Below are 23,730 nucleotides of genomic sequence, written 5' to 3' on the forward strand. Positions count from 1 at the left end.
TTAAATTGAACTAGGAGCCGAACCGGCTGCGGTAATCCTGTGGCGTCGCGGCCAGCAGGCGCAGGAAGCTGCGGCGCATGGTCTCTTCCGATCCAAAGCCGCAGCGTCGCGATACGCTCTTCACCGGCAGGCGCGTTTCCGCCAGCATGCGCCGGGCGGCCTCCACCCTCAATCGCTCGATGGCTCGCGCCGGCGTCAGTCCGGTCGCTCTCGTATAGTGCCGACTGAAACTGCGTTCGCTCATCCCGGCCTGGCTGGCCAGCCTGGGCAACGACAGGTCGCCGGAGAGATGCTTGTCGATCCATTGGTGCAGCACGCCGAATTCGTCCTCGGCCGATTGCAGCGACAGCGCCTCGCTGAACTGCGCCTGCCCGCCCGGCCGCTTGAGAAAGACGACGAGATAGCGCGCCACCGCCAGCGCCGTGGCGCGGCCCAGATCCTCCTCGACCAGGGCCAGCGCCAGGTCGATGCCGGCGGTCACGCCTGCGGACGTCCAGATCGCGCCATCCCGCACGAAGATCGGATCTGACTCGACGCGCACGGCCGGGAAGCGGCGCGCGAGCTCGGCGCAGTATGACCAATGGGTCACCGCACGCCTTCCGTCGAGGGCGCCCGATGCACCGAGCAGGAATGCTCCGGTGCAAACCGACGCGACGCGACGCGCCTTCGTCACGCGCTGCCGCAGCCAATCGAGCAGCGCCGGATCGGCGGTGGCCAGATCGACACCCGGGCCGCCCGCGACCAGCAAAGTATCGAGGGCGCTTGCACTACGTGGCAGCGGGCTCGTTGCGATCTCCAGTCCGGACGAGGCTGTCACGCGCGAGCACTTTTTCGCCACCACCCGAAGGATATAGGGCGACGTTCCTCCGCTTTGCTCGATGTGCTCGTTGGCGGATGCGAACACCTGTAGCGGTCCCGTGACGTCGAGCAACTGCACCGACGGGAAAGCCAGCACCTCGATGACGCGAGCGACGTTGCCCCGAACTGGCGCGCGAGTGGTGCGCAGAACTGGCGTTGGCGGAAAACGAGGGGACTTTGGCATTTCGGCCATACCCTGCGTCGTTAGGCTGGACTTGTCCACCCTCGAATTGAGGGCTGTTTGGCAGCTTCGCCACAGACCGCTGCCCTGGATAGGCGCAGTGAACGATGCACCGGATTGAAGGCCACCAGTGATCGCCAATTGAAAGCCGCGCGCCACGCAGTTGCAGGACCTTACGTTCGACCAACTTCAGGAGACACCATGAGCACGACGACCTTCACGAAAACCGCGCCGCCGGAATGGCTTCTCGCCATGTGGAAGGAGATCGACGACAAGACATTCGGCGAGGGTTTTGACTGCTTTGCTGAGGACGCGATCTGCAATCTCGGCGTCACCGATTGGCATGGGCGCGAGACGATCCGCAACAATCTGCGGCAGTTCATCGACCGCGGCTTTACCGCGCTCCACGACGTCGTCGAGTACTGGGACAGCCCCCTGCTCAAGATATTTCACGGCAAGGTCTCGATGCGCTTCGACGACCCCGGCATCGCGCCGGTGAGACCGACGATGGCCCATTTCTTCTATATGGACGAAAAGGATCCCAGCAAGGTCAAGCACTGGATCGGAGCGGTGGGACCGACGGGATTTTAGTGACGGCAGGATCGGCCCCATCTTGGAATGGGGCCGATCAACTCCGGACCAAATGAAGCAAACGTCGAAGAAGACTGTTTCTTCCGGCTCCTAAAATTGATCGCGAAGGAGTACACGACCTTGCCGGCGCGCTCATCGTTCGAAAAAGAAGGCGGCCATAGCCGGGATCAGCCAATTTGGACCGGGCTCGCCGCCATTTCCGGCGCATCTACTTACCTTCGTATAGATCGTCCAACCCTTTGGATAAGATTCGTTTACCTCCGTACGATTGAGCCCGGAATGCCCACGCCTTAACGTGGCTGCATTCGGCGCCCTGGCGCTGGTGGCATCGACCTCCCGTACTTGGCGCAAGACGGCCACATCCCTGGCCGGTCGTCTGCGCTACTTTTTCAGCAAGCCCTCAGCGACCTTCGAGTTTTCCGGCCGACACATCGGGCCCTCGCGGTCGAAACTGCCGGCTTCCATGCGAAACTGGAGATTTGTGCATAATGTCTTCGTTTGAGAAGATCGCACTCTTCATCGATGGCTCCAATCTCCATGCCACCTCCAAGGCGCTCGGTTTCGATATCGATTACAGGCGTCTGCTCAGCGAATTTCACGGCCGAGGTGTGTTGCTGCGGGCCTTCTACTACACGACCGTCATCGAGGATCAGGAATACTCGTCAATCCGCCCGTTGATCGATTGGCTCGCCTATAACGGGTATACCGTCGTCACCAAGCTCACCAAGGAGTTCGTCGACGCCACCACCGGCCGCCGCAAGGTGTAGGGCAGCATGGATGTGGAACTCGCGGTGAAAGCGATGGAGCTCGCCGAGCACATCGATCAGATCGTGTTGTTCTCGGGCGATGGGGATTTTCGTTCGCTGGTGGAAGCCGTGCAACGCTGTGGCGTCCGCGTGACAGTCGTCTCTACGCTGGCCACCCAGCCGCCCATGGTCGCCGACGAACTGCGCCGGCAAGCGGACATCTTCATTGACTTGGCGGAACTGAAGCCAAGAGTGGGGCGCGATCCGGCGGAACGGCCGGGATCGCGCGAGATGCGTCAACAACCACCGCAATTCACCGCGCGCGGAGCGATCAATCGAGGCGACCGGGTGGAATGATCGCATAGGACCACGTCGGATCGTCAGACGTCGAAGAAAACAGTCTCCTCCGGCCCCTGCAAATTGATCGTGAAGGAATACACGACCTTGCCGGCACGCTCGCTGCGGGTGGCGATCAGCGTCTTGCGGCGGACCGGCGGCTCGACCAGGTTGAGCACGGGATCAGCGACATTCGCGGCCTCCTGATCCGAGAAATAGAGCCGCGTGTTGAGCCCGATATTGAGGCCGCGCGCGACGATCCAGAGGCTGACATGCGGCGCGCATTTGCGGCCCGCTTTATCTGTGATGGCGCCGGGCTTGATGGTGTCGAACGTCACCAGCCCACTCTCGAAATCCGAGCCGGCGCGGCCCCAGCCGCGAAAATCCTCCTCCAGCCGGCCAGCGGAGCGATCGGCCGGATGGTTGTAGCGGCCGGCCGCGTTGGCTTGCCAGACTTCGAGGAGCACGTCGCGCAACGGCGTGCCGCTGCCGTCGTGCACCTTGCCTTCCAGTGTGATGCGTTCGCCCTTGGTATTCGGCGTCACCAGCACGTTGGAAAAATTCTTCTCAAAAATGTCGAAGCCGGCCATGGCCGGGATCAGGCCGATATGGACGTAGGGCCCGGCGGTCTGCGAGGCGGTTTCCTTGAGATAGTTGAGCGGCTGCGGCATGGCTCAGTTTCCCTCGGTGCGATTCTCGAAATAAGTGGAGCGGGCCCCGCGCAGCACGATGTCGAAGCGGTAGGCCAGCGAGTCGAACGGCGTCGAGGCGTTGAGGTCGAGCGGCGCCACGAGGCGGTCGAGCGCATCCTTGTCCGGGATCGTCGTCAGGATCGGGCAGACCGGGATCAGGGGATCGCCCTCGAAATACATCTGGGTGATCAGGCGTTGCGCGAAGCCCGAGCCGAACACCGAGAAGTGGATGTGGGCGGGGCGCCAGCTGTTGACGTAGTTGCGCCAGGGATAGGGCCCCGGCTTCACGGTGCGGAAATAGTAGTAGCCGGTGTCGTCGCTCAGCGCGCGGCCGCAACCGCCGAAATTCGGATCGATCGGCGCCAGATAGGTGTCCTTCTTGTGCCGGTAGCGGCCGCCGGCATTGGCCTGCCAGAACTCGACCAGCGTGTTCGGCACGCCGCGGCCGGTCTCGTCGAGCACGCGGCCGTGGACGATGATGCGCTCACCGACGGGATCGCCGTCCTTGGCGTAGTTGCGGATCAAATCGTTGTCGAGCGGCCCGAGATCGTTGTGGCCGAACACCGGCCCGGTGATCTCCGAGACCGAGTTCTCCAGCGACAACAGCGCCTGGCGCGGCGAGCGCAGCACCGAGGATTTGTAGCCGGGCGCATGCGCCGGCGGATGCATGGAGCGGTCGCGCTGGAAGAAGCCGCCGTCGCGAGCCGTGAACGGTTCGGGACGGTTGAGGCGGGGATCCTGCAAGGCTGGCGCCTGGGCATTCATCGGCGTTGTCTCTCCCTCTGTCGCCCCGTCTGGGCGCACGGCTTATCGGGCGATCATGGGCTCGGCTATTCTCAAGATAAATAGATCGATTATAATGAATTCCATGAAGGAAATCGATCATTTGGCGCTGGACGGCCACGCGCTCGAACTGTTCCTGGCCGTGCTGGAGGAAGGCTCGGTGACGGCGGCGGCGACGCGGCTGGGGCTGACGCAATCCGCGGTCAGCCACGCCCTGAACAAGCTGCGGCGGATCGCCGGCGATCCGCTGTTCGTCAAGTCCGGCCGCAGCATCGTCGCGACCGCGCACGCCCAGGCGCTCGCGGCGAAGGCGCGCGCACTGATCGACGAGATGCGGAGCTTTGCCGGCGGCGTCACGTTCGATCCGGCAAGCGCGCAGCTTTCGCTCACGGTCGCCGCCAACGATTTCCAGCGCGACCTGCTGCTGCCGCGGTTCTTCGGCCATGTCATGGCGCAGGTGACGAGCCTGAATTTGCGCGTGATCCCCTCGCAGTCACCCTCGCCTGCGATGTTGCGCGAAAACCGCTGCGACCTGCTGATCACGCCGCTGCCGCCGTCCGGCGTCGACATTGTACAGAAGCGCCTGCTCAGGGATCACTACGTCTGCTACTACGATCCCGGGGCACGCACCGCGCCGGCGAGCCGCGGCGCCTATCTCGCGGCGCGCCACATCACAGTAGTCTACACCGACAATGAACGGCTCGACTTCGATCGCCGGCTCGCGGCGAGCGGCTTCCACCGCGACATTGCGATCTCCGTGCCGAGCTTTTCCGGCGTGCCGTCGTTCCTGCGCGGCTCGCGGATGCTGGCAAGCATGCCGAGCCTGCTGGCGTCCGGCGTGATGCACGACTTCGCGCATGCGCGCATTCCACTGGCGTCCCGCACCAGGACTCTGGCCGAGCTGCCGATGTTCATGGTCTGGCACCAGCGTTATCAGAAGGACCCGGCCCATCGCTGGATCAGGAGCCAGCTCGAGACCGTGGCGGCGATGGCCGAGGCCTGAGCGATGGGCCCCGGCCCCGCGAAAACCTGATCCTCGCCAAACCCACTGGTTGCGCCGCCGCAGCCACGCTAGAATTCCCCCATGACCGTGACCGATATTGCGAGCAGGACCTACAATCACAGCTGGCGGCTGGATCCCGTCATCCGCAGCCTGCTCGATACCGATTTCTACAAGCTGTTGATGTTACAGATGATTCGGGAATACTACCCGAGTCAGAAGGTGACCTTCTCGGTCATCAACCGCTCGCGCCATGTGCGCCTTGCCGAGATCATCGACGAGGGCGAGTTGCGGGCCCAGCTCGACCATGCCCGCACCATCCGCTTCACCAAGAAAGAGCTGATCTGGCTTGCCGGTAACACCTTCTACGGCAAGACCCACATGTTCTCGGCGGACTTCATCCGCTGGCTCGCCGAATTCCGTTTGCCCGAATACGAGCTGCGCAAGGTGGAAGGCCAGTACGAACTGCACTTCCACGGGCCGTGGAGCCACACCACGATGTGGGAGATTCCGGCGCTCGCCATCCTCAACGAACTGCGCTCGCGCTCGGCGATGAAGGGCCGCGGCCGGTTCGAGCTCGACGTGCTGTTTGCCCGCGCCAAGGCCAAGCTGTGGACCAAGGTGGAGCGGCTCCGGACGCTCGAGAATTTGCGCCTGTCCGACTTCGGCACCCGCCGCCGCCACGGTTTCCTTTGGCAGCGCTGGTGCGTGGAGGCGGTGAAAGAAGGCTTGGGGCCGTCCTTCATCGGCACCTCCAACGTGCTGCTCGCAATGGACAACGATCTCGAAGCGATCGGCACCAACGCGCATGAGCTGCCGATGGTCGCGGCTGCGCTGGCCAAGGACGACGAGGAATTGCGCTGGGCGCCCTATCGCATCCTCGACCAGTGGCGCCAGACCTATGGCGGCAATCTGCTGATCGCGCTGCCCGACGCGTTCGGCACGAAAGCCTTCCTGCGCGATGCGCCGGAATGGGTCGCCGACTGGACCGGCTTCCGCCCCGACAGCGCGCCGCCGATCCAGGCGGGCGAGGAAATCATCAAATGGTGGGAGCAGAAGGGCCGTAATCCCAAGGACAAGCTGCTCGTGTTCTCCGACGCGATGGACGTCGGCTCGATCGAGGAGACCTATCATCACTTCGGCGGCCGCGTGCGGCTCTCGTTCGGCTGGGGCACCAACCTCACCAATGATTTCGTCGGCTGTCCGCCGGACGCCTCGATCAATCTCGATCCGATCTCGATCGTCTGCAAGGTGTCGTCGGTCGACGGCCGCCCGGCCGTCAAGCTCTCGGACAACCCGGAGAAGGCGACCGGCATGGCCTCGGAGATCGAGCGCTACCTGCGCGTGTTCGGCGACGCTGGCCGCGTGCGCAAGCCGGTGCTGGTGTAGCGGCAAGCCAATTGCTCTCGATCGAGTAAACCGCGCAGGACGAATTCGAGACATCGGCTCGCAGATGCCGCGCCAGTTCCGGTTTGGCGGCATTTGCAACGATCTGCGCGCATCCACTTCACAACGCCTTCACCCTGCGACGCAGTCTCCCCACATTTTCAGGTCGAGTTAAGCACCGTTTGCGCGTAATCCGCGTTATGAGCGGACGCTCCGCTGGGGTCGTTGAGCGACTTGGGGAACGCAAAGTGCTTCGCAGAACAGCGACGTCGACGAAGGGACGCAGCATCCTTCACGTCATCAAACTTGTCTCGCCTTTCGTCATGGTCGTCGTGCTCCAGGCGGCGATCGCCGGCTTCAGCCTGGAGGTGATGTCGTCGGTCCGCGCCTATGTCGCGGGCGAGGCGATGTGGTCGCGCTCACAGAAGAACGCCGTCTATTTCCTCAACCTCTATCTGCATTCGGGCGACGCCAGCCAGTTCGCGCAATATCAGGCCTCGCTTGCCGTCCCGATCGGCGACGAGTTCGCGCGGTGGGCGCTCGAGCGCGATCCGGTCGACGTCGAGGCCGCCCGCATCGGCTTACTGCAAGGCGGCAACCATCCTGACGACGTCCCCGGCTTGATGTGGCTGTTCCGCCATTTCAACCAGGTGAGCTTCCTGCGGGACGCGATCCGGGAGTGGGCCGCCACCGATCCCGTGCTGCTGGAGCTGAGCGTTTTCGGCGAGGTCATCCGGTCTGAGTGGACGAACGGGCCCAGTCGCGACAGCGACCGCCTGCAATATCTGTCGTCGCGACTCTCGGAGCTGAACAGCCAGTTCACAGGACATGCCAAGCGGTTCTCCACCGTCCTCGGCGAGGGTTCCCGCGCCATCAAGGTGACGTTGACGTTCGTCAACGTCGTCACCGCCGCAGCGCTGATCCTGCTCCTGATCTGGCACACGCGACGATTGGTGCTGCAACGGCAGGCTTTCGAGGACGCTTTGCATGCCGAGAAGGACCGCCTCGCCTGGCAGGCCTCGCATGACTGGCTGACCGGCCTCGCCAACCGGCGCGCCTGCAAAGCGAGCTCGACGGCGTGGGTGGCGCTTCACTGGGTCTGATCCTGCTCGACCTCGATCAGTTCAAGAGCGTCAACGACACCTGCGGCCATCTCGCCGGCGATCGCCTGCTGTGCCAGATCGCACGCCTGTTGCAGCAGAACCGGCGGCCGCAGGATCTCGTGGCCCGGCTTGGCGGCGACGAATTCGGCCTGATCCTGCCGCAGTGCTCGCCCTACGATGCCGTCAATATCGCCGAGCGATTACGCACCTCGCTCGAGCTGTTCAGCTTCGCCTGGGACGGCCGCTGCTTTGCGGTGACGGCCAGCATCGGCGTTGCCTGCATCGCCGACGGCAACTACCACGCTCGAGGACGCGTTGCGGCGCGCCGACGCCGCCTGTTATCACGCCAAGGAGAAGGGCCGCAACCGGGTTCAGGTCGACACTGCGCGACCGGACGTCGTGCTGGTCGCGTCGCGGCAGCGCGAAATTGCCGCAGCGCGAGGCTGATGGCCGTCAGCGCTGGCGCGCCCTCGTCCGATCAGGAGGCCTCGGCCCGCCGCTCCTGCGCGTAGCGCACCAGTGCGGCGAAGCGATAGATGCCGTGCACGAACTTGCCGTAGGGCATGGTGATGAACAGCGCGAACACGGCACCGAGATGCAGCGCCAGCAGCGGCCCCATGGCGGCGGTCTCGCGCAGAATCAGCAGCGCCATGCCGGTGAAACCGGTCAGGAACAGCATGGCGATGAAGCCGACATCCATGCCGTAGCGCTGCTCGTCCAGCAACGCGGGATCGCGCCGCATCTTGGCCGCGAACAGCCCGATCGGGCCGACCACGAGGCCGATCCCGCCCAACGTGCCCAGCACGACAGGCAGATCCCACCATGGATAGGGCGCCTCGCGTCCCCAAAGATAATGATAGAGCGTGGCCACCGACGTCGCGGCGAAGCACAGCATGAAGCCGTAGAAGGTCAGGTGATGATACAGCTTGCGTCGGTCGGTCGGCTTGTCGTCCTCGTTGTAGCAACCGACGCCACCGCCATCGAGATAGCGCAGCTCGCCGGCATCTCGGATGGCCTGCAAGATTGAGCCACCCTCCGCTCGGCCGCCGATCGGCGTGCCGATGTCGCGCCAGAACGCGCGCACGCTCATGACCAGCGCGAGGATTGCGTAAAGGAACGCGGCGCTGAACAGCGCAGCCATCGCATTGTGCGGCATCAGTCTGTAGAAGGCGCCCGGGCCGGTGTGAACGCCGAGCAGCACGCTGCGGTCGTTCATGGCGGCGAAGCCGAAAATAAAGGCCGCCATGCTGAGCGCCGCCACGATGCTGATGACGAGCCCGTTGCGCGCAAAGGCGCCGGACAGCGCCCGCGGCCAGGCATAGGCCGCATAGGACTCGGCGCGCGCGACCGCGAGCGTCTGCGGAACATTGACGTTGAATTCATGCGGCGGCGAGAACTGGCAGTCGACATAGCAGGCACCGCAGCCATGGCAGAGATTGGCGAGATAATTGAGGTCGCCGTCGGAGAAGGCGCGTCGCATCTCCATGGCGGGGAACACGGCGCAGAGGCCCTCGCAGTAGCGGCAGGAATTGCAGACCGTCATCAGACGGTCGGCTTCGTCCAAAATCCTAGTTCCGTGCATGTTTCGCCGCTTCCTGTCCTGCGATCCGCCCGAACACGCTGCCGATGGTCATGCCCATGCCGGCGGCATAGCCCTTGCCGAGCACGTTGCCCGCCATGATCTCGCCGGCCGCGAACATGTTGGCCGACGGCTTGCCGTCAGCCATCAGCATGCGCGCCTCCTTCGTTACGCGCGTGCCGAGATAGGTGAAGGTGATGCCGGGCCGCACCGGATAGGCGAGATAGGGTGGCGTCTCGATACGCCGCGCCCAATGGGTCTTCTGCGGCGTGATGCCCTCGGTGCGGCAGTCGTCCAGGATGGTGTGGTCGAAGGTGCCGGGCTGCACCGCGGCGTTAAATTCGGTGATGGTCTTTTCCAGCGCGGCCGGATCGAGCTCGAGCTTGCCGGCAAGCTCGACAATCGTCTGCCCGGCGATCGGCGGGAACAGCGTCGGCATGAACGAGGTGACGACGGTCGAATCGAAGATGATGTAGGCGATCTGGTCGGGCTGCGCGGCGACCAGCCGGCCCCAGATCGCATAGCGCTTCGGCCAGATGTCTTCGCCCTCGTCGTAGAAGCGCTGGGCGTGCTTGTTGACGACGATGCCGAACACCACGGAGTCATGGCGCGTGATGATGCCGCCGTCGAATTTCGGCGCGCGGGCGTCGATCGCGACCGCATGGCACTGGGTGGGATCGCCGACCTCCTGCACGCCCTTGGCAAGCAGCATCTTCAGGATCGAGCCGCGGTTATAGGGCGTGCCGCGGATCAGGAAATTGTCGGCGGCCTCGCCCCAATATTGCTTCAACCACTCGATGTTGGCCTCGAACCCGCCGGCCGCGGCGACCAACGACGTCGCACGGATCTCGGTCTCGCCCTTGATCGGCCGCTTGACGCGGGCGGCGAGGAACATACCGTCCTCGATCACGAGGTCGGTGACCTCGGCGTCGTACTCAACCTCGACGCCGAGCCGTTCGGCGGTGAGATAGAGTGCGTTCAGCATTGCGCGGCCGCCGCCGAGAAAGAAGGAGTTGGTGCGGCCGAGGCTCAGCGTGCCGCCGAGCGAGGGCTGCCAGCGCACGCCCTGCTCCACGATCCAGTCCAGGATGTCCTTGGACTCCCGGATCATGTGGCGGGCGAGCACCTCGTCGGTCTGCCCGCCAGTCACGCGCAGAAGATCCTCCCAGAACTCCTCCTCGGTATAGGGGCCGGTCAGGATGTCGGTGGCGGCGTCATGGGCGCAGCGCATGTTGCGGGTATGGCGGGTGTTGCCGCCGCGATAGAATTTTGGCGCGCCCTCGAGAACCAGCACCGACGCCCCGCCGCGCCGCGCGCTGATGGCGGCGCACAGCGCCGCATTGCCGCCGCCGATCACCAGCACGTCGTATTTGCTGCTCATGCCGTCTGCCCGATGCGACGAAGTTAGAGATATTCTGCTCGCCGGCGGCCTCGGTCAACTCGGCGCGGCATTGCGTACTTTTGTATACAAAGATATACAGAGATGCTGCAAGCCGCATCTCTGCATGGGCAGGATGCGTTCGCGAGCCCGAGGACACATGGCCAGGCGCCCGGCAAAGGCAGGCGGATCAATCGCGCGCGGCGGAAGCCTCGCGCTGGGCGAAGCCGTGTTCCGCTCGCTCTGCGAAGCGCTCCAGGCGGGTAGCTACCGCGCCGGCGACCGCCTGCGCGAGGAAGAGGTTGCGCAGCGGCTGAAGGTCAGCCGCACGCCGGTCCGCGAAGCTCTCGGCCGGCTCGCCGCGCGCGGCTTCGTCGAGCCGGCGGCCGGCCGCGGGCTGATCGTGCGCAACCTCGACATTTCCGAGGTGCTCGAGCTCTATGCGATGCGCGAGATCATGGAAGGCGCAGCCGCCCGCCTCGCCGCCGAGCACGCCTCAGCGCCCGAGATCGATGCGCTGAGGGATATCGAGCAGGCCTTCACCGAGGCCTCCGAGACTGACGCAGCCGGGATGGCGAGGCTCAACCGCAGCTTTCACGAGGCGATCTGCCGCGCCGCGCGCAACCGCTATCTCGACAATGCCTCCCGCGAGTTGCAGGACTGGATCGCGCTGCTGGGCCCGACCACCTTCACGGTGACGGGCCGGCCCTTGACCAGCCATGGGGAGCATCAGGCGATCATCGATGCCATTGCCGCACGCGATGGCGACAGGGCCGAGCAACTCGCACGCACGCATATCCGCGAAGCGCTGCGTTGCCGGCTGAAGCTGTTGCAGAAGCAATAGCAGCGAGACGCTCAGGCGATCACATCCGCTGCTATCGCCTTCATTGCGTCGCACAGATCGCGCGGATTCAGCCGCACCTGCAGTCCGCGCTGGCCCCCATTGACGTAGACCTGATCGTGCGCCATTGCGCTTTGCTCGATCACGGTGCGCACGGGTCTCCGCTGCCCGAACGGGCTGATGCCGCCAACCTTGAAGCCGGTGATGCGTTCGGCTTCAGGCGGCTTCATCATCTGCGCCGACTTGCCGCCGGCGGCCGCGGCGAGCTTCTTCATCGAGACTTCCTGGTCGGACGGAACGATGACGCAGACCGGCTTGCCGTCGACCAGCGCCATCAGCGTCTTCAGCACGCGCGCCGGGTCCTCAGCCAACGCTGATGCGGCCTGAAGGCCGATGCTTTCCGCGTCGGGATCGTAGTCGTAAGCGTGGACGGTGAAGGAGATCGAGGCGGCTGCAAGCGCGCGGGTGGCTGGGGTGGCTTTGGACATGCGTTACGTCTAGCACCGTCATTGCCCGCGGCGAAGCGATCCAGAGTCTCCCCGTGGAGGCAATCTGGATTGCTTCGCTGCGCTAGCAATGACGGTGTGGGTACACATACACGCCCACCCTCAGCTGTCGTCCCGGCGAAGGCCGGGACCCATATGTGGACGGCCCCCGTGGCACAAGAGCTTTTTGGTGAGATCGGATCGCTTGCATCCATATGTCCGGCCTGTTGAGTGCGATCTGCGCCAGCAACGGCTCGATCTTGTCCAGCCCCTTGGGCGCAATCAGGCCAAACTCCGCCGCATGGCCGCGGATCGTATTGGTCAACTGAGTGCGCCGGGCGATCAGCCCGTCGCGGACGCCCGTCAGCATCAATGCGGCTTGCTGCTCGGCGCTCTTCACCGGCACGAACCGCATGGTCGGTCGGCTCATCGCCTCGCAAAGCCCTTCCGCGTCCCGCCCGTCGTTCTTGTTCCGCGACACGTAGGGCTTCACCAGTTGCGGCGCCATCAGCTTCACCTCGTGGCCGAGCTGGCGAAGCTCTCGCGCCCAATATTGCGAAGCCCCGCAGGCCTCCATCCCGATCACGGTCGGCGGCAACTTGGCGAAGAACTCCGCCACCTGCTTGCGCGACAGCTTCTTGCGCAAGACCGGCTGCTCCGCCGCATCAACCCCATGCAGCACGAAAATATACTTCGACGTATCCATCCCAATACGGATAATCTGGTTCACGGGCGGCTCCTGCGAATGAGTTTCTGACAACCTCATTCTGGCACACTGATGCCGTAGGGGGCCGTCCACCCCATCAACCACAGGGATAAGTTTGGCGAAGAGTCGTCGTTCGGGACTTCCACTGTCCATGACCGAGAGATCACGCGGTATAGGTCCCGGCCTTCGCCGGGACGACACTGAGGATTTGGTGGCACGGTGTCGCCAAAAGACTGCCGCGCGCCCTACTCCGCAGCGTCCCTCATCTCCGCGCGCTCCGCCCTGGCCGCGCAGAACTTGAACTCCGGGATCTTGCCGAACGGATCGAGCGCCGGGTTGGTCAACAAATTCGCGGCCGCTTCCGCGTAGCAGAACGGCATGAACACCATGTTTTCCGGCACGTCGCGGTCGGAACGAACCTTGACCTCGACCGCGCCGCGGCGGGTCTCCAGCCGGATGAAATCGCCGGGCGCGAGCTGCTTCTTGCGCATGTCCTTCGGCGACATGAAGGCGACCGCCTCGGGCTCGATCTGGTCGAGCACCTGCGCGCGGCGCGTCATCGAACCGGTGTGCCAGTGCTCGAGCACGCGGCCGGTCGAGAGCACCATCGGATATTCGGCGTCGGGCAGCTCATCCGGCGGGATGACCTTGGCCGGCACGATCTTGCCGCGGCCGCTCTCAGTCGGGAAGCCTGTGGTGAAGATGATCTCGTTGCCGGGCTCGTCGGGACCGTCGACGGGATAGGTGACCGCGCCTTCGCGCACCAGCCGCTCCCAGGTGATGTTCTTCAGCGACGGCATCAACTGCGCCATCTCGGTGAAGACCTCGCCGGGGCCGGAATAATTCCACGGCAAGCCCATGCGCTTGCCGATCTCCTGGATGATCCAGAGATCTTGCCGCGCATCGCCCGGCGGCTTGATCACCTGGCGCGCAAGCTGGACGCGGCGATCGGTGTTGGTGAAGGAGCCGTCCTTTTCCGCGAACGCCGAGGCCGGCAGGATGACGTCGGCGTGGAACGCGGTTTCGGTGACGAAGAGATCCTGCACCACGAGATGATCGAGCATGGCAAGCGCGTGGCGCGCATGCTGGAGATCGGGGTCGGACATCGCGGGGTTCTCGCCCTCGATATACATGCCCTTGATCTCGCCGGCATGGATCGCGTTCATGATCTCGACCACGGTCAGGCCGCGCACGGGATCGAGGTCTTGTCCCCACAGCTTCTCGAAACTGCCGCGCATGTCGTCGCGCCCGACCGGCTGATAATCCGGCAGGAACATCGGGATCAGGCCGGCATCGGAGGCGCCCTGCACGTTGTTCTGGCCGCGCAGCGGATGCAGACCCGTGCCGGGACGGCCGACCTGGCCGGTGATCAGCGCTAGCGCAATCAGGCAGCGCGCATTGTCGGTGCCGTGGACATGCTGGCTGATGCCCATGCCCCAGAAGATGATCGAGGATTTCGCCCGCGCATAGGTTCGCGCCACCTCGCGCAGGGTTTGCGCCGGGACGCCGCAGATCGGCTCCATCTTCTCCGGCGTGAACTCCTTGATCTTCTCCTTGAGGTCGTCAAAGCCCTCGGTGTAGCCCGCGATGTACTGGTCGTCGGTCAAGCCTTCGGTGATGATCGTGTTGATCATCGCGTTCAGCATGGCGACGTCGGAGCCGGGCTTGAACTGCAAGTGCTTGGTCGCGTGACGCGACAGCGACTGCCGGCGCGGATCAATGACGAAGAGCTTTGCGCCATTCTCCTTGACCGCGTTCTTGATGTAGGTCGCGGCGACCGGGTGGTTCACGGTCGGGTTGGCGCCGATCACGATGATGACCTCGGCGTCCATCGCGGCGGCGAACGGCGCCGACACCGCGCCCGAGCTCAAGCCTTCGAACAGCGCAGCCACCGACGAGGCATGACACAGACGGGTGCAGTGATCGACATTGTTGGAGCCGAAGCCGGTGCGCACCAGCTTCTGGAACAGATAGGCTTCCTCGTTCGAGCCCTTGGCCGAACCGAAGCCTGCGAGCGCCTTGACGCCGTTCTCGTCACGGATCTTGACCAGACCCTTGGCTGCGATGTCGAGCGCCTCGTCCCAGCTCGCCTCCCGGAAATGCGTGAAGGGATTGGCCGGATCGACCTGGTCGTTGGAATCCTTCTTCGCATTGGGCAGCCGCACCAGCGGTTTTGTCAGCCGATGCGGATGGTGGATGTAATCGAAGCCGAAGCGGCCCTTGACGCAGAGGCGGTTGTGATTGGCGGGGCCGTCACGGCCTTCCGCATAGATCACCTTCTCGTCCTTGACCTGGTAGGTCACCTGGCAGCCGACGCCGCAGAACGGGCAGAGCGAGTCGACCTTCTTGTCGGCGTAGGTGACGCGGGTCTGCTTGTCGTCGAGCATCACGGCCGGCATCAGGGCGCCGGTCGGGCAGGCCTGCACGCATTCGCCGCACGCGACGCAGGTGGATTCACCCATGGGATCGTCGAAGTCGAACACGATTTTGGAATCGTGATTGCGATAGGCCATGCCTATGACGTCGTTGACCTGAACCTCGCGGCAGGCGCGCACGCACAGGCCGCACTGGATGCAGGCGTCGAGATTGACGCGCATCGCCGGATGGCTGGCATCGGTTTCCCAGCGCTCGGCGGCGGGGAAGCGGCTCTCGGTAACGCCGGTGGTCTCGGCCCAGTGCCAGAATTTGGACTCCGGGTCGTGCGAGGTCGCGCGCGCCGGCTGATCGGCGACCAGCAGCTCCATCACCATTTTTTGCGCGGCGACCGCGCGGTGGCTCTCCGACTTCACCTTCATGCCGACCGACGGCGTCCGCTTACAGGAGGCCGCCAGCACGCGCTCGCCCTCGATCTCGACCATGCAGGCGCGGCAATTGCCGTCGGGGCGGTAGTCGGGCTCCGGTGAATAGCAGAGGTGCGGAATCTCGCGGCCCTGGCGCTTGGCCACCTGCCAGATCGTCTCGCCGGGATTGGCCTCGACCTGCTTGCCATCGAGCTCGAACGTAATCCTGGTCATTCGGCCGCTTCCTTGAACTCGTCAGGGAAATATTTGATCACGGTTGAGAGCGGGTTCGACGCCGCCTGTCCGAGCCCGCAGATCGAGGCATCGCGCATCACCTGGCTCAATTCTTCCAGCAATGCGCGGTTCCAGACCGGCTTCTGCATCAACAGCGCCGCCTTCTCGGTTCCGACGCGGCACGGCGTGCACTGGCCGCAGCTCTCGTCCTCGAAGAACTTCATCAGGTTCAACGCCGCCGCTTTCACGCTGTCCTGCGTCGACAGGATCACGATCGCGGCCGATCCGATGAAGCAGCCGTATTTCTCCAGCGTGCCGAAATCGAGCGGGATGTCGTCCATCGACGCCGGCAGAATGCCGCCGGACGCGCCGCCCGGAAGGTAGGCGTAGAACTGATGGCCGTCGGCCATGCCGCCGCAATATTCGTCGATCAGCTCGCGAACGGTGATGCCGGCGGGCGCGAGCTTCATGCCGGGGTTCTTGACGCGCCCTGAGACCGAGAAGCTGCGCAGGCCGTGCCGCTCGTGGCGGCCGTGGCCCTTCCACCAGTCGGCGCCCTTCTCGACGATGTCGCGCACCCACCACAGCGTCTCGATGTTGTTGATCAGCGTCGGCAGGCCGAACAGGCCGACCTGGAACGGATAAGGCGGCTTGTGCCGCGGCAGACCACGCTTGCCCTCGAGGCTTTCGAGCAGCGAGGATTCCTCGCCGCAGATGTAAGCCCCGGCGCCGCGCCGCATGTGCAGCGTCGGTCCGCCCGCAGGCAGCCTTGCAAGCTCGCGTTCGAGGATTTCGCGCGCCGCCGGATATTCGTCGCGGATGTAGATGTAGACGTCGGAGGCCTGAACCACATGCGCGCCGATCAGCATGCCCTCGATGAAGCGGTGCGGATCGCTTTCGAGATAGACGCGGTCCTTGAACGTGCCGGGCTCGCCCTCGTCGCCGTTGATCGCCATCAGCCGCGGGCCGGGCTCCCCTAACACCGCGCGCCATTTGCGTCCGGTCGGGAAGCCGGCGCCGCCGAGGCCGCGCAACGAGGCGTCATCGAGCGCCTTCAGGAGATCATCGGTCGACAGTTCACCGGAGCGCAGTCGGTTGAGCAACTTGTAGCCGCCGCCGGCGACATAGGCCTCGTAGTCGACATATTTCGGCAGATGCGCGTGGGTGTCGCCGGCCTTCGCAGCCGCAAGCACGTTGCCGACGGTGGCATGATCGACGAAGTTGTGTCCCACTTCCGCGACGGGCGCCGTATCGCAGCGGCCGACGCAGGGCGCGCGGACCACGCGAATGCCGGGGCCGCTCGCGCTCTGCAGATCTTCCAGCAGCTTCTCGCCGCCCATCATCGCGCAGGTGAGGGAGTCGCAGACGCGGATGGTGAGCGGCGCAACATCGGGCTCGCCCTCCTTCACTATGTCGAAATGCGCATAGAAGGTCGCGGTCTCGAACACCTCGGCGAAGGCGAGATTCATTTCGTCGGCCAGCGCCGCGAGATGCGCGGCCGAGATCTGGTGATATTTGTCCTGGATCAGGTGCAGACATTCGATCAGCAGATCGCGCCGCCGCGGGCGATCGCCGATGAGCTGCTCGATCTCATGCGCGGCGGTGGGATCGACCTGCCGGCCCTTGGGCGTGGCCTTGGCTCGCTTCCGTCCCTCGCCCGGATGTTCGAACGAGCGGACTTGTTGCACGTCGTGGCTCATCGATGCGTCTCGTCACTCTTCCTTAGAACAAGTCCAAGTCTAGCCCCTGGCATACCAGATGCCAAGAGAATTCATGCGTTCCGATAAGCATTTAAGGGCATGCAGCCGCCAGGCTCCATGCCCCTCATCGACGCTCGATCTGGCGTGGCCTCACGTCTTGCTCATGCACTCTTCGATGTAGAACCAGCGGTCGTCGCCGGCGAGACCCTTGGATTTCACATCGGCGCGACAGGCCTTGAGCTTCGGCTTGTTGGCGGACCACTTCGCCTTCATATCCTTCAGCTTCTGCATCGTGAGCTTGATCTTGCCCGGCGGCTTGGCATCGGTCGTCGCCGCAGGCGCCGGCGTCGCGGGCGCAGTCGCAGTCTGCGCGGAGGCGGAGTGGAGTGCGCCGGCAACGAGCAGCATGGCGGCGACACAAACGAAATTACGAACCATCGAAATCCCCCAGATGTTCTTTTTCATGGTGAGGCGCCCGTGGCGCGCGCGACGCGCGCCACGGCAATCACAGTGCGCTCAGAAGATCTTGAGCGCGCTCTCCAGCGTCTTCCAAACGCCCCAAGCGAGCGGGATGCCGACGAAGGCCCAGAACAGCGCGGCCCTGCCGTCGAGCCCGCCCTTGCCGATGCCGAACGAGCCGTGCTGGATCGACGCCTCGCTCTTGGCGCTCGCCGCCTGGAGCCCGGCGACCTCCTTCTCGCTCATGTTCCATTTCGGATCGACCGGCTTGATCAGGTAGTTGCAGATCAGGCCCGCGATCAGCATCGCGCACAGGATGTACATCGTGGTGTTGTAGAGCTGGTCACGCGGTACACCCGCTGCGAGCTGGAATTCGCGGATGTAGTTCACCACGACGGGGCCGATGATGCCGGCGGTTGACCACGCCGTCAGCAGCCGGCCATGGATGGCGCCGACGAACTGGGTTCCGAACATGTCGGCGAGATAGGCCGGCACCGTCGCGAACCCGCCGCCATACATCGACAGGATGATGCCGAAGCCGAGCACGAACAGCAGTTTCGAGCCCATTGCCGCGAAGGTCGGCGCCAGCGCATAGAGCGCGATGCCGAGCAGGAAGAACGTGTAATAGGTGTTCTTGCGGCCGATGTGATCCGACAGCGAGGCCCAGAAGAACCGACCGCCGATGTTGAACAGCGACAGCAGGCCGGCGAAGCCGGCAGCGATCGCCGCGATCGCGGTCTTCTGCTCGACCGAGAGCTGGCTGAAGGTCAATTCGGGCAGCCCGATCAGCTTGCCCGCGAAGATCTCCTGGAGCATCGGCGACGCCATGCCGATCACGCCGATACCTGCCGACACGTTGAGGCAGAGCACCCACCAGATCAGCCAGAACTGCGGCGTCTTGTGCGCATTGTTGAGGTGGACGTGATGCTCGGAGATCATCGACTTCTTTTCGCTCGGCGGCGTCCATCCATCGGGCTGCCAGCCGGCGGACGTGACGCGGTAAGCGAAGGCGCCGATCAACATGAAGACAAAGTAGACGACGCCCATGGTGACGAACGTCTCCCAGACCCCGACCGAGGTCGACGTCTTGAAATAGTTGATCAACAGATTCGCCAATGGTGCGCCGATCATCGCGCCACCGCCGAAGCCCATGATCGCCATGCCGGTCGCCATGCCGCGACGATCCGGAAACCATTTGATCAACGTCGAGACCGGCGAGATGTAGCCGAGACCGAGGCCGACGCCGCCGATCACGCCACACCCCAGCCACATGATCCAGAGCTGGTGGACATAGACGCCGAAGGCGCCGATCAGCAGGCCGCCACCCCAACAGCAGGCCGCAACGACGCCCGCCTTGCGCGGCCCGGAGCGCTCGAGCCAGCCGCCCCAGATCGCGGCGGAGACGCCGAGCAGGACGAAGAACAGCGTGTACATCCAGCCCAGGCTCGCGACCTTCCAGTCGCAAGACGCGGTGAAGAGCTCCTGCCACAACGAAATGTCGGCGCACGCCTTGCTCTGGGTGATCCCGATGGCGCGCGACAGCGGCAGCCAGAACACCGAGAAGCCGTAGGCCATGCCGATGCAGAGATGGATGCACAGTGCAGCCGGCGGCACCAGCCAGCGATTGAAGCCGGCCTTTGCGACCGTATGCTCGCGATCGAGAATTCCCGCGCCAGCGTTCGAAATTCTGCCAGCGCTTTCAATGGTAGACATACGTCCCTCCCCTGCAGCCGCCCTTCTGAGCAAATCTGCCGCTATGATCCCATCCTCAGCCCGATGCAGTGCAGCCTGCGTCCCTGCTGCTCCGCACAATCGTTGAACGCGCGTCAGGATCATCACGCGCGTACGAGACACTAACCCCTTGAGCCAGGGGTCTATGCCCGACACGGCGTGCGGGCGTCGTGAGCGGCCCGTTTGATCCATGTGTGGCAGACGAGACTCAACCTCCGTGCCTCAACGGAGAAAGTCAATTGGGTCAGAAGCCGTCAGCGATGTCGATAGATAAAAGGTCGGTACCCGCGAGGTAACGCTCAGGAGCGCGACGCACCATTGACGTCCTCTAATGGGTCATTTGCTTTTTCTATCAGGAACACGATGCCCGCGTCGTTGCGCTCGGTGATCTCAACCTTGTCGCCGGTCTCGCGGATCAGGTTCGGAATATCAATTACCGACAACGGATCGGTGCAGTGCACTTCAAGTTGGTCCCCCGGCTGCAATGGTTTTAGCGCCTTCCGAGTTTTCAAGGCAGGCAACGGGCATTTCAACCCGGTGAGATCAAGTGTGGTTCTGGTCATGGGCGCAACATGGCGGGGCGAGTCGATGGCGTCAACGCAGCCGCTCAGATCAGATCGGCATAGGAGAGGAAACCTACGCTCTGGCCCGGCTCGACACGCTTGATGTCCTCACCGAGTTCAATGAGACCGTCGGTATCGACCAACGAGGATAAGAGCCCGGCGCCCTCACGCGGGAACTTGACCGCCTCCAACGTGCCGTCGTCTCCGCGCCGCAAGGAGGCGCGCACATATTCGCGGCGGCCTTCCTTCTTCTTGTAGGTGAAAGCGGCTCGCAACGGGATCGGCGTCAGCGGCTCCGGCAAGCTACCGGCGAGTGCCAGCACGGTCGGCCGCACCACATGCACGAAGGTAACGAAGCTTGCGACGGGATTGCCGGGCAACCCGATCAGCGGCGTGCCATCGATGATGCCCATCGCCACGGGCCGGCCGGGCTTGATCGCCATTCGCCACAGCACCAGCGAGCCGATGCTCTCGACTGCCGCCTTGACGTGATCCTCCTCGCCGGTCGAGACGCCGCCGGTGGTGAGGATCAGATCGTGCGCGCCCGCGACCTGCTTCAGGCCATTCGCGAGCGACGTTCGCTCGTCGCGCAGAATGCCGAGATCGCTGACCTCGCAGCCGAGCCGGCGCAGCATCGCCATCAGCATGAAGCGGTTGGAATCGAAAAGCTGCGACGCCGCTCGCGGCTCGCCCGGCGAAGCCAGCTCATCGCCGGTCGAGAACACCGCGACGCGGATACGCCGGACGACATCGAGGCGCGTCAGCCCGAACGCCGCGGCAAGCGCGACGTGCTGCGGCCGCAGCCGCTGGCCGGCACGCAGCGCGATATGCCCCTCGGGAATGTCCTCGCCCGCGGGACGAACATTGGCACCGGGCTTCAGCCCCGGCGGCAGCACGATCTTGCCGGCCTCGTCGATGCGGACATCTTCCTGCATGAAGACGGTTCCGGCGCCCGCCGGCATCGGCGCGCCGGTGAAAATGCGCGCGGTGTGGCCGGGCTTGATCGGCACTTGCGCGAGGCCGCCGGCCTGGATGCGGCCGTCGAGCGGGACCGCCTGCGCCTCGCCCTGCGGAAGGTCCGCGTTGCGCACAGCATAGCCGTCGACGGCGGAATTGGTGAAAGGCGGCAACGGCAGGGGCGCCGCGATGTCGTGCGCCAGCACGCGTCCGTCCGCATCGACGAGTGCCACCGTCTCGAGATCGGTGACCGCGTTGACGCGGGTCGTGATCAGGCTCACGGCATCGTCGACCGACATCATCGGTCCACCGAAGGCAAAGCAATCGTCGGACAGTTGCGCCATGGTGCCTCGTCAGCGCATCGCAGCGCTTCTAGCGACCGCTTCCTCGACCGGCATCGCCGCGTGCAGCAGCAACGCTGCCGCAGCCGGGATATCATCCAGATGGACGGTCGGCAGCCGGGTTTCAACTGCGATGTCGCTCGCAATCCCGGCAATCCCGGGATCGTCGGGGAACAGCAGCGGCTTGTCGTTGGCGGCGCGATACACCTCGATCTTGCGATGCGGCTCGCGCTTGAAGCCCTCGACCACGACGAGATCGACGGCGGACAGCTTGCCTAATAGTTCCGGCAGCCGAGGCTCCGCCGCGCCGCGCAACTCATGCATCAAGGCCCAGCGGTTTGACGAAGCGACCAGCACCTCGGCCGCGCCCGCCTCGCGATGGAGCCAGGAATCCTTGCCGGGCACGTCGACGTCGAACTGGTGATGGGCGTGCTTGATCACGGAGACACGCAGGCCTTGCGCGTTGAAATGCGGAATCAGCCGCGTCAACAGCGTGGTCTTGCCCGCACCGCTCCAGCCTGCAAGGCCGATGACTTTCATCACAGCGTGATCTCCGCCAGCCGTATCACCCGGCTGGAACCGCCCGTTCCGTCATTGCGAGCGCGGCGTAGCAATCCAGAGTGCCTCCGCGGATAATTTCTGGATTGCTTCGCTGCGCTCGCAATGACGAGGGGAGGCATTTCGCTTTCCTTCGCCATGCTTATATCGGCTTGATCCGAATGTCATGCTAACGTCGCGGCCATGATGAAGATCGACAAAGCCCCGGTCCCCCTGATCGTCCCGAACCCGGACGACCCGCGCCTGACCGAGAGCGTGACCGGGATCGACCAGAGCGGCGCAAAAGTCGAGATCAAGGTACCAGTGGAGCGGCCCCTGACGCTCTACCTGAACGCCCAGGAGATCGTCACCATGATGACGATCGGCGACTATCCCGAATATCTGGCACTGGGCTACCTGCTCAACCAGAACATGCTGAAATATAGTGACGCGGTCACCGAGGTCGAATATGACGACGACCTCCAGGTCGTGGTGGTGCGCACCGAGCACCACACCAATTTCGAGGCGAAACTGAAGAAGCGCACGCAGACCTCAGGCTGCGCGCAGGGCACGGCCTTCGGTGATCTGCTCGAAGCGGTCGAGAGCGTTGCGCTGCCGAAGGCCGAGTTGCGCACCTCCTGGCTCTACCAGATGACGCAGACCATCAACACCATGCCCTCGCTCTATCTCGAAGCCGGCGCGATCCACGGCTGCGTGCTGTGCAAGGAAGGCACCCCGTTGTGCTACACCGAGGATGTCGGCCGTCACAACGCCGTCGACAAGATCGCGGGCTGGATGTACCGCCACGGCGTCGACGCCTCCGACAAGATCCTCTACACCACGGGACGCCTCACCTCGGAGATGGTGATCAAGACGGTGCGGATGGGAATTCCGATCCTGGTGTCGCGCTCCGGCTTCACCGCCTGGGGCGTCGATCTCGCCCGGCAGGTGGGCTTGACGCTGGTCGGCCGCGCGCGAGGCAAGCGGTTCATCGCATTGGCGGGTGAAGAGCGCATCGTCTACGACCAGAACCTCGCTTACGTCGACGAGGAGTCCGCGAAGCACAAGCGCAAGGGTGAAGCTGGTGACGACTAGAATTCCGGCGACGAGCATTCCGTCGACGAGCATTCCAGCGACTCTTGGCGTGCTGCTCGCCGGCGGCCTGGCGCGACGCATGGGCGGCGGCGACAAGCCGATGCGCACCATCGGCGGCCGCACCATTCTGGAGCGCGTGATCGCGCGCCTGAAGCCTCAGTGCGACGGATTGATCCTCAATGCCAATGGCGATCCGGCTCGCTTCGCTGCGTTCGGATTGCAGGTCATTGCCGATGACGTTCCCGGATTTCCCGGGCCGCTCGCCGGCATCCTTGCGGCGCTGGACTGGATCGCTGCGAACCGCCCGGAGGTGGAGTGGGTGCTCAGCGCCGCCGGCGATTGCCCGTTCCTGCCGCGCGATCTGGTCGAGCGCCTGCATGAAGCGCGAGAGCGGGAGAACACCCAGCTCGCGGTCGCGGCATCAGGCGACCAGTCGCATCCGGTGATCGGGCTGTGGCGCGTGGGCCTGCGCGAGGAGCTGCGCCATGCGCTGGTGGTCGAGGATCTGCGCAAGATCGACCGCTGGACCGCGCGCTACCCGCTCGCGACGGTGATATGGCCGACCGAGCCGCTCGATCCTTTTTTCAATGCCAACACCGTCGAGGATATCGCCGAAGCCGAACGGCTGGCGGCGCTGGATGCGGCGCGCCCGGCTTGAACGCCGCGCG

The 23,730-nt window shown here is 64.4% G+C and carries 19 protein-coding genes and 3 pseudogenes; 8 read left to right on the forward strand and 14 right to left on the reverse strand.

The features are described 5' to 3' along the window. Positions 1–10 precede the first annotated feature (10 nt). The gene (locus tag IVB18_RS39075; RefSeq protein ID WP_247985563.1) at positions 11–1,042 is read right to left on the reverse strand and encodes a GlxA family transcriptional regulator; all 1,032 of its coding nucleotides are present in this window, start codon (positions 1,040–1,042) and stop codon (positions 11–13) included. A 198-nt stretch (positions 1,043–1,240) separates the two neighbouring features. Here IVB18_RS39075 and IVB18_RS39080 point away from each other — a divergent pair, with 198 nt between their 5' ends. Next, on the forward strand, positions 1,241–1,630 hold the full coding sequence (locus IVB18_RS39080; RefSeq protein ID WP_247985564.1) for a nuclear transport factor 2 family protein: 390 nt from the start codon (positions 1,241–1,243) through the stop codon (positions 1,628–1,630). Between the two features lie 488 nt (positions 1,631–2,118). After that, positions 2,119–2,733, forward strand: a pseudogene (locus tag IVB18_RS39085) (NYN domain-containing protein). 23 nt (positions 2,734–2,756) lie between these two features. Here IVB18_RS39085 and pcaG read toward each other — a convergent pair. Then, positions 2,757–3,383: a protocatechuate 3,4-dioxygenase subunit alpha gene (gene pcaG / locus IVB18_RS39090; RefSeq protein ID WP_247985565.1), complete on the reverse strand. Its 627-nt coding sequence runs from the start codon at positions 3,381–3,383 to the stop codon at positions 2,757–2,759. Between the two features lie 3 nt (positions 3,384–3,386). Continuing rightward, positions 3,387–4,169, reverse strand: coding sequence for a protocatechuate 3,4-dioxygenase subunit beta (gene pcaH, locus IVB18_RS39095; RefSeq protein ID WP_247985566.1), 783 nt, complete (start codon positions 4,167–4,169; stop codon positions 3,387–3,389). Between the two features lie 94 nt (positions 4,170–4,263). Here pcaH and IVB18_RS39100 point away from each other — a divergent pair, with 94 nt between their 5' ends. The 3 genes and pseudogenes from IVB18_RS39100 to IVB18_RS39110 all read left to right on the forward strand — a co-directional run bounded on the left by IVB18_RS39100 (position 4,264) and on the right by IVB18_RS39110 (position 8,123). Then, positions 4,264–5,190, forward strand: a complete 927-nt coding sequence (locus IVB18_RS39100; RefSeq protein WP_247985567.1) for a LysR family transcriptional regulator — start codon at positions 4,264–4,266, stop codon at positions 5,188–5,190. An 81-nt stretch (positions 5,191–5,271) separates the two neighbouring features. Next, positions 5,272–6,576 carry a nicotinate phosphoribosyltransferase gene (gene pncB / locus IVB18_RS39105; protein WP_247985568.1) on the forward strand — a complete coding sequence of 435 codons (1,305 nt, stop codon included), beginning with the start codon at positions 5,272–5,274 and terminating at the stop codon, positions 6,574–6,576. Between the two features lie 245 nt (positions 6,577–6,821). Then, positions 6,822–8,123, forward strand: a pseudogene (locus IVB18_RS39110) (GGDEF domain-containing protein). 31 nt (positions 8,124–8,154) lie between these two features. On the opposite strand, the gene tcuB reads toward IVB18_RS39110, so the two are convergent. Both tcuB and tcuA read right to left on the reverse strand, forming a co-directional pair. Further along, complete coding sequence (gene tcuB, locus IVB18_RS39120; protein ID WP_247985571.1) at positions 8,155–9,258, reverse strand: tricarballylate utilization 4Fe-4S protein TcuB; 1,104 nt, start codon at positions 9,256–9,258, stop codon at positions 8,155–8,157. Further along, positions 9,245–10,636, reverse strand: a complete 1,392-nt coding sequence (tcuA, locus tag IVB18_RS39125; RefSeq protein WP_247985572.1) for an FAD-dependent tricarballylate dehydrogenase TcuA — start codon at positions 10,634–10,636, stop codon at positions 9,245–9,247. Before tcuA ends, tcuB begins: the two co-directional genes overlap by 14 nt. Before the next feature lie 157 nt (positions 10,637–10,793). Between tcuA and IVB18_RS39130 the strand changes: the two genes are divergently transcribed. Then, positions 10,794–11,477, forward strand: coding sequence for a GntR family transcriptional regulator (locus IVB18_RS39130; protein ID WP_247985573.1), 684 nt, complete (start codon positions 10,794–10,796; stop codon positions 11,475–11,477). 11 nt (positions 11,478–11,488) lie between these two features. Here the strand turns inward: IVB18_RS39130 and ybaK are convergent, their stop codons facing one another. The 9 genes and pseudogenes from ybaK to mobB form a co-directional block, all read right to left on the reverse strand. Then, positions 11,489–11,962, reverse strand: coding sequence for a Cys-tRNA(Pro) deacylase (gene ybaK, locus IVB18_RS39135; RefSeq protein WP_247985574.1), 474 nt, complete (start codon positions 11,960–11,962; stop codon positions 11,489–11,491). A gap of 223 nt (positions 11,963–12,185) precedes the next feature. Further along, positions 12,186–12,689 (reverse strand): annotated as a pseudogene (locus tag IVB18_RS39140) (IS110 family transposase); the annotation flags it as partial. 221 nt (positions 12,690–12,910) lie between these two features. Then, positions 12,911–15,679 carry a formate dehydrogenase subunit alpha gene (fdhF, locus tag IVB18_RS39145; protein ID WP_247985575.1) on the reverse strand — a complete coding sequence of 923 codons (2,769 nt, stop codon included), beginning with the start codon at positions 15,677–15,679 and terminating at the stop codon, positions 12,911–12,913. Then, positions 15,676–17,379: an NADH-ubiquinone oxidoreductase-F iron-sulfur binding region domain-containing protein gene (locus tag IVB18_RS39150; protein WP_247985576.1), complete on the reverse strand. Its 1,704-nt coding sequence runs from the start codon at positions 17,377–17,379 to the stop codon at positions 15,676–15,678. The genes fdhF and IVB18_RS39150 overlap by 4 nt, the downstream gene beginning before the upstream one ends. Positions 17,380–17,529: 150 nt before the next feature. Further along, entirely contained in the window at positions 17,530–17,817 is a 288-nt protein-coding gene (locus tag IVB18_RS39155) for a hypothetical protein (protein ID WP_247991837.1), read from the reverse strand. Positions 17,818–17,895: 78 nt separating this feature from the next. Beyond that, positions 17,896–19,551: an OFA family MFS transporter gene (locus IVB18_RS39160; protein WP_247985577.1), complete on the reverse strand. Its 1,656-nt coding sequence runs from the start codon at positions 19,549–19,551 to the stop codon at positions 17,896–17,898. Positions 19,552–19,868: 317 nt separating this feature from the next. Beyond that, positions 19,869–20,132, reverse strand: a complete 264-nt coding sequence (locus IVB18_RS39165; RefSeq protein WP_247985578.1) for a sulfurtransferase TusA family protein — start codon at positions 20,130–20,132, stop codon at positions 19,869–19,871. A 44-nt stretch (positions 20,133–20,176) separates the two neighbouring features. Beyond that, entirely contained in the window at positions 20,177–21,433 is a 1,257-nt protein-coding gene (gene glp, locus IVB18_RS39170; RefSeq protein ID WP_247985579.1) for a gephyrin-like molybdotransferase Glp, read from the reverse strand. 9 nt (positions 21,434–21,442) lie between these two features. Then, a complete protein-coding gene (gene mobB / locus IVB18_RS39175) occupies positions 21,443–21,970 on the reverse strand; it encodes a molybdopterin-guanine dinucleotide biosynthesis protein B (protein ID WP_247985580.1) in 528 nt (175 codons plus the stop codon). A 201-nt stretch (positions 21,971–22,171) separates the two neighbouring features. On the opposite strand from mobB, the gene fdhD reads away from it, so the two are divergent. Next, entirely contained in the window at positions 22,172–23,062 is an 891-nt protein-coding gene (gene fdhD, locus IVB18_RS39180; protein ID WP_247985581.1) for a formate dehydrogenase accessory sulfurtransferase FdhD, read from the forward strand. Between the two features lie 16 nt (positions 23,063–23,078). Then, entirely contained in the window at positions 23,079–23,720 is a 642-nt protein-coding gene (gene mobA, locus IVB18_RS39185; RefSeq protein ID WP_247991838.1) for a molybdenum cofactor guanylyltransferase MobA, read from the forward strand. The last annotated feature ends 10 nt before the right edge of the window (positions 23,721–23,730 follow it).

The organism is Bradyrhizobium sp. 186, from assembly GCF_023101685.1.
Lineage (GTDB): Bacteria > Pseudomonadota > Alphaproteobacteria > Rhizobiales > Xanthobacteraceae > Bradyrhizobium.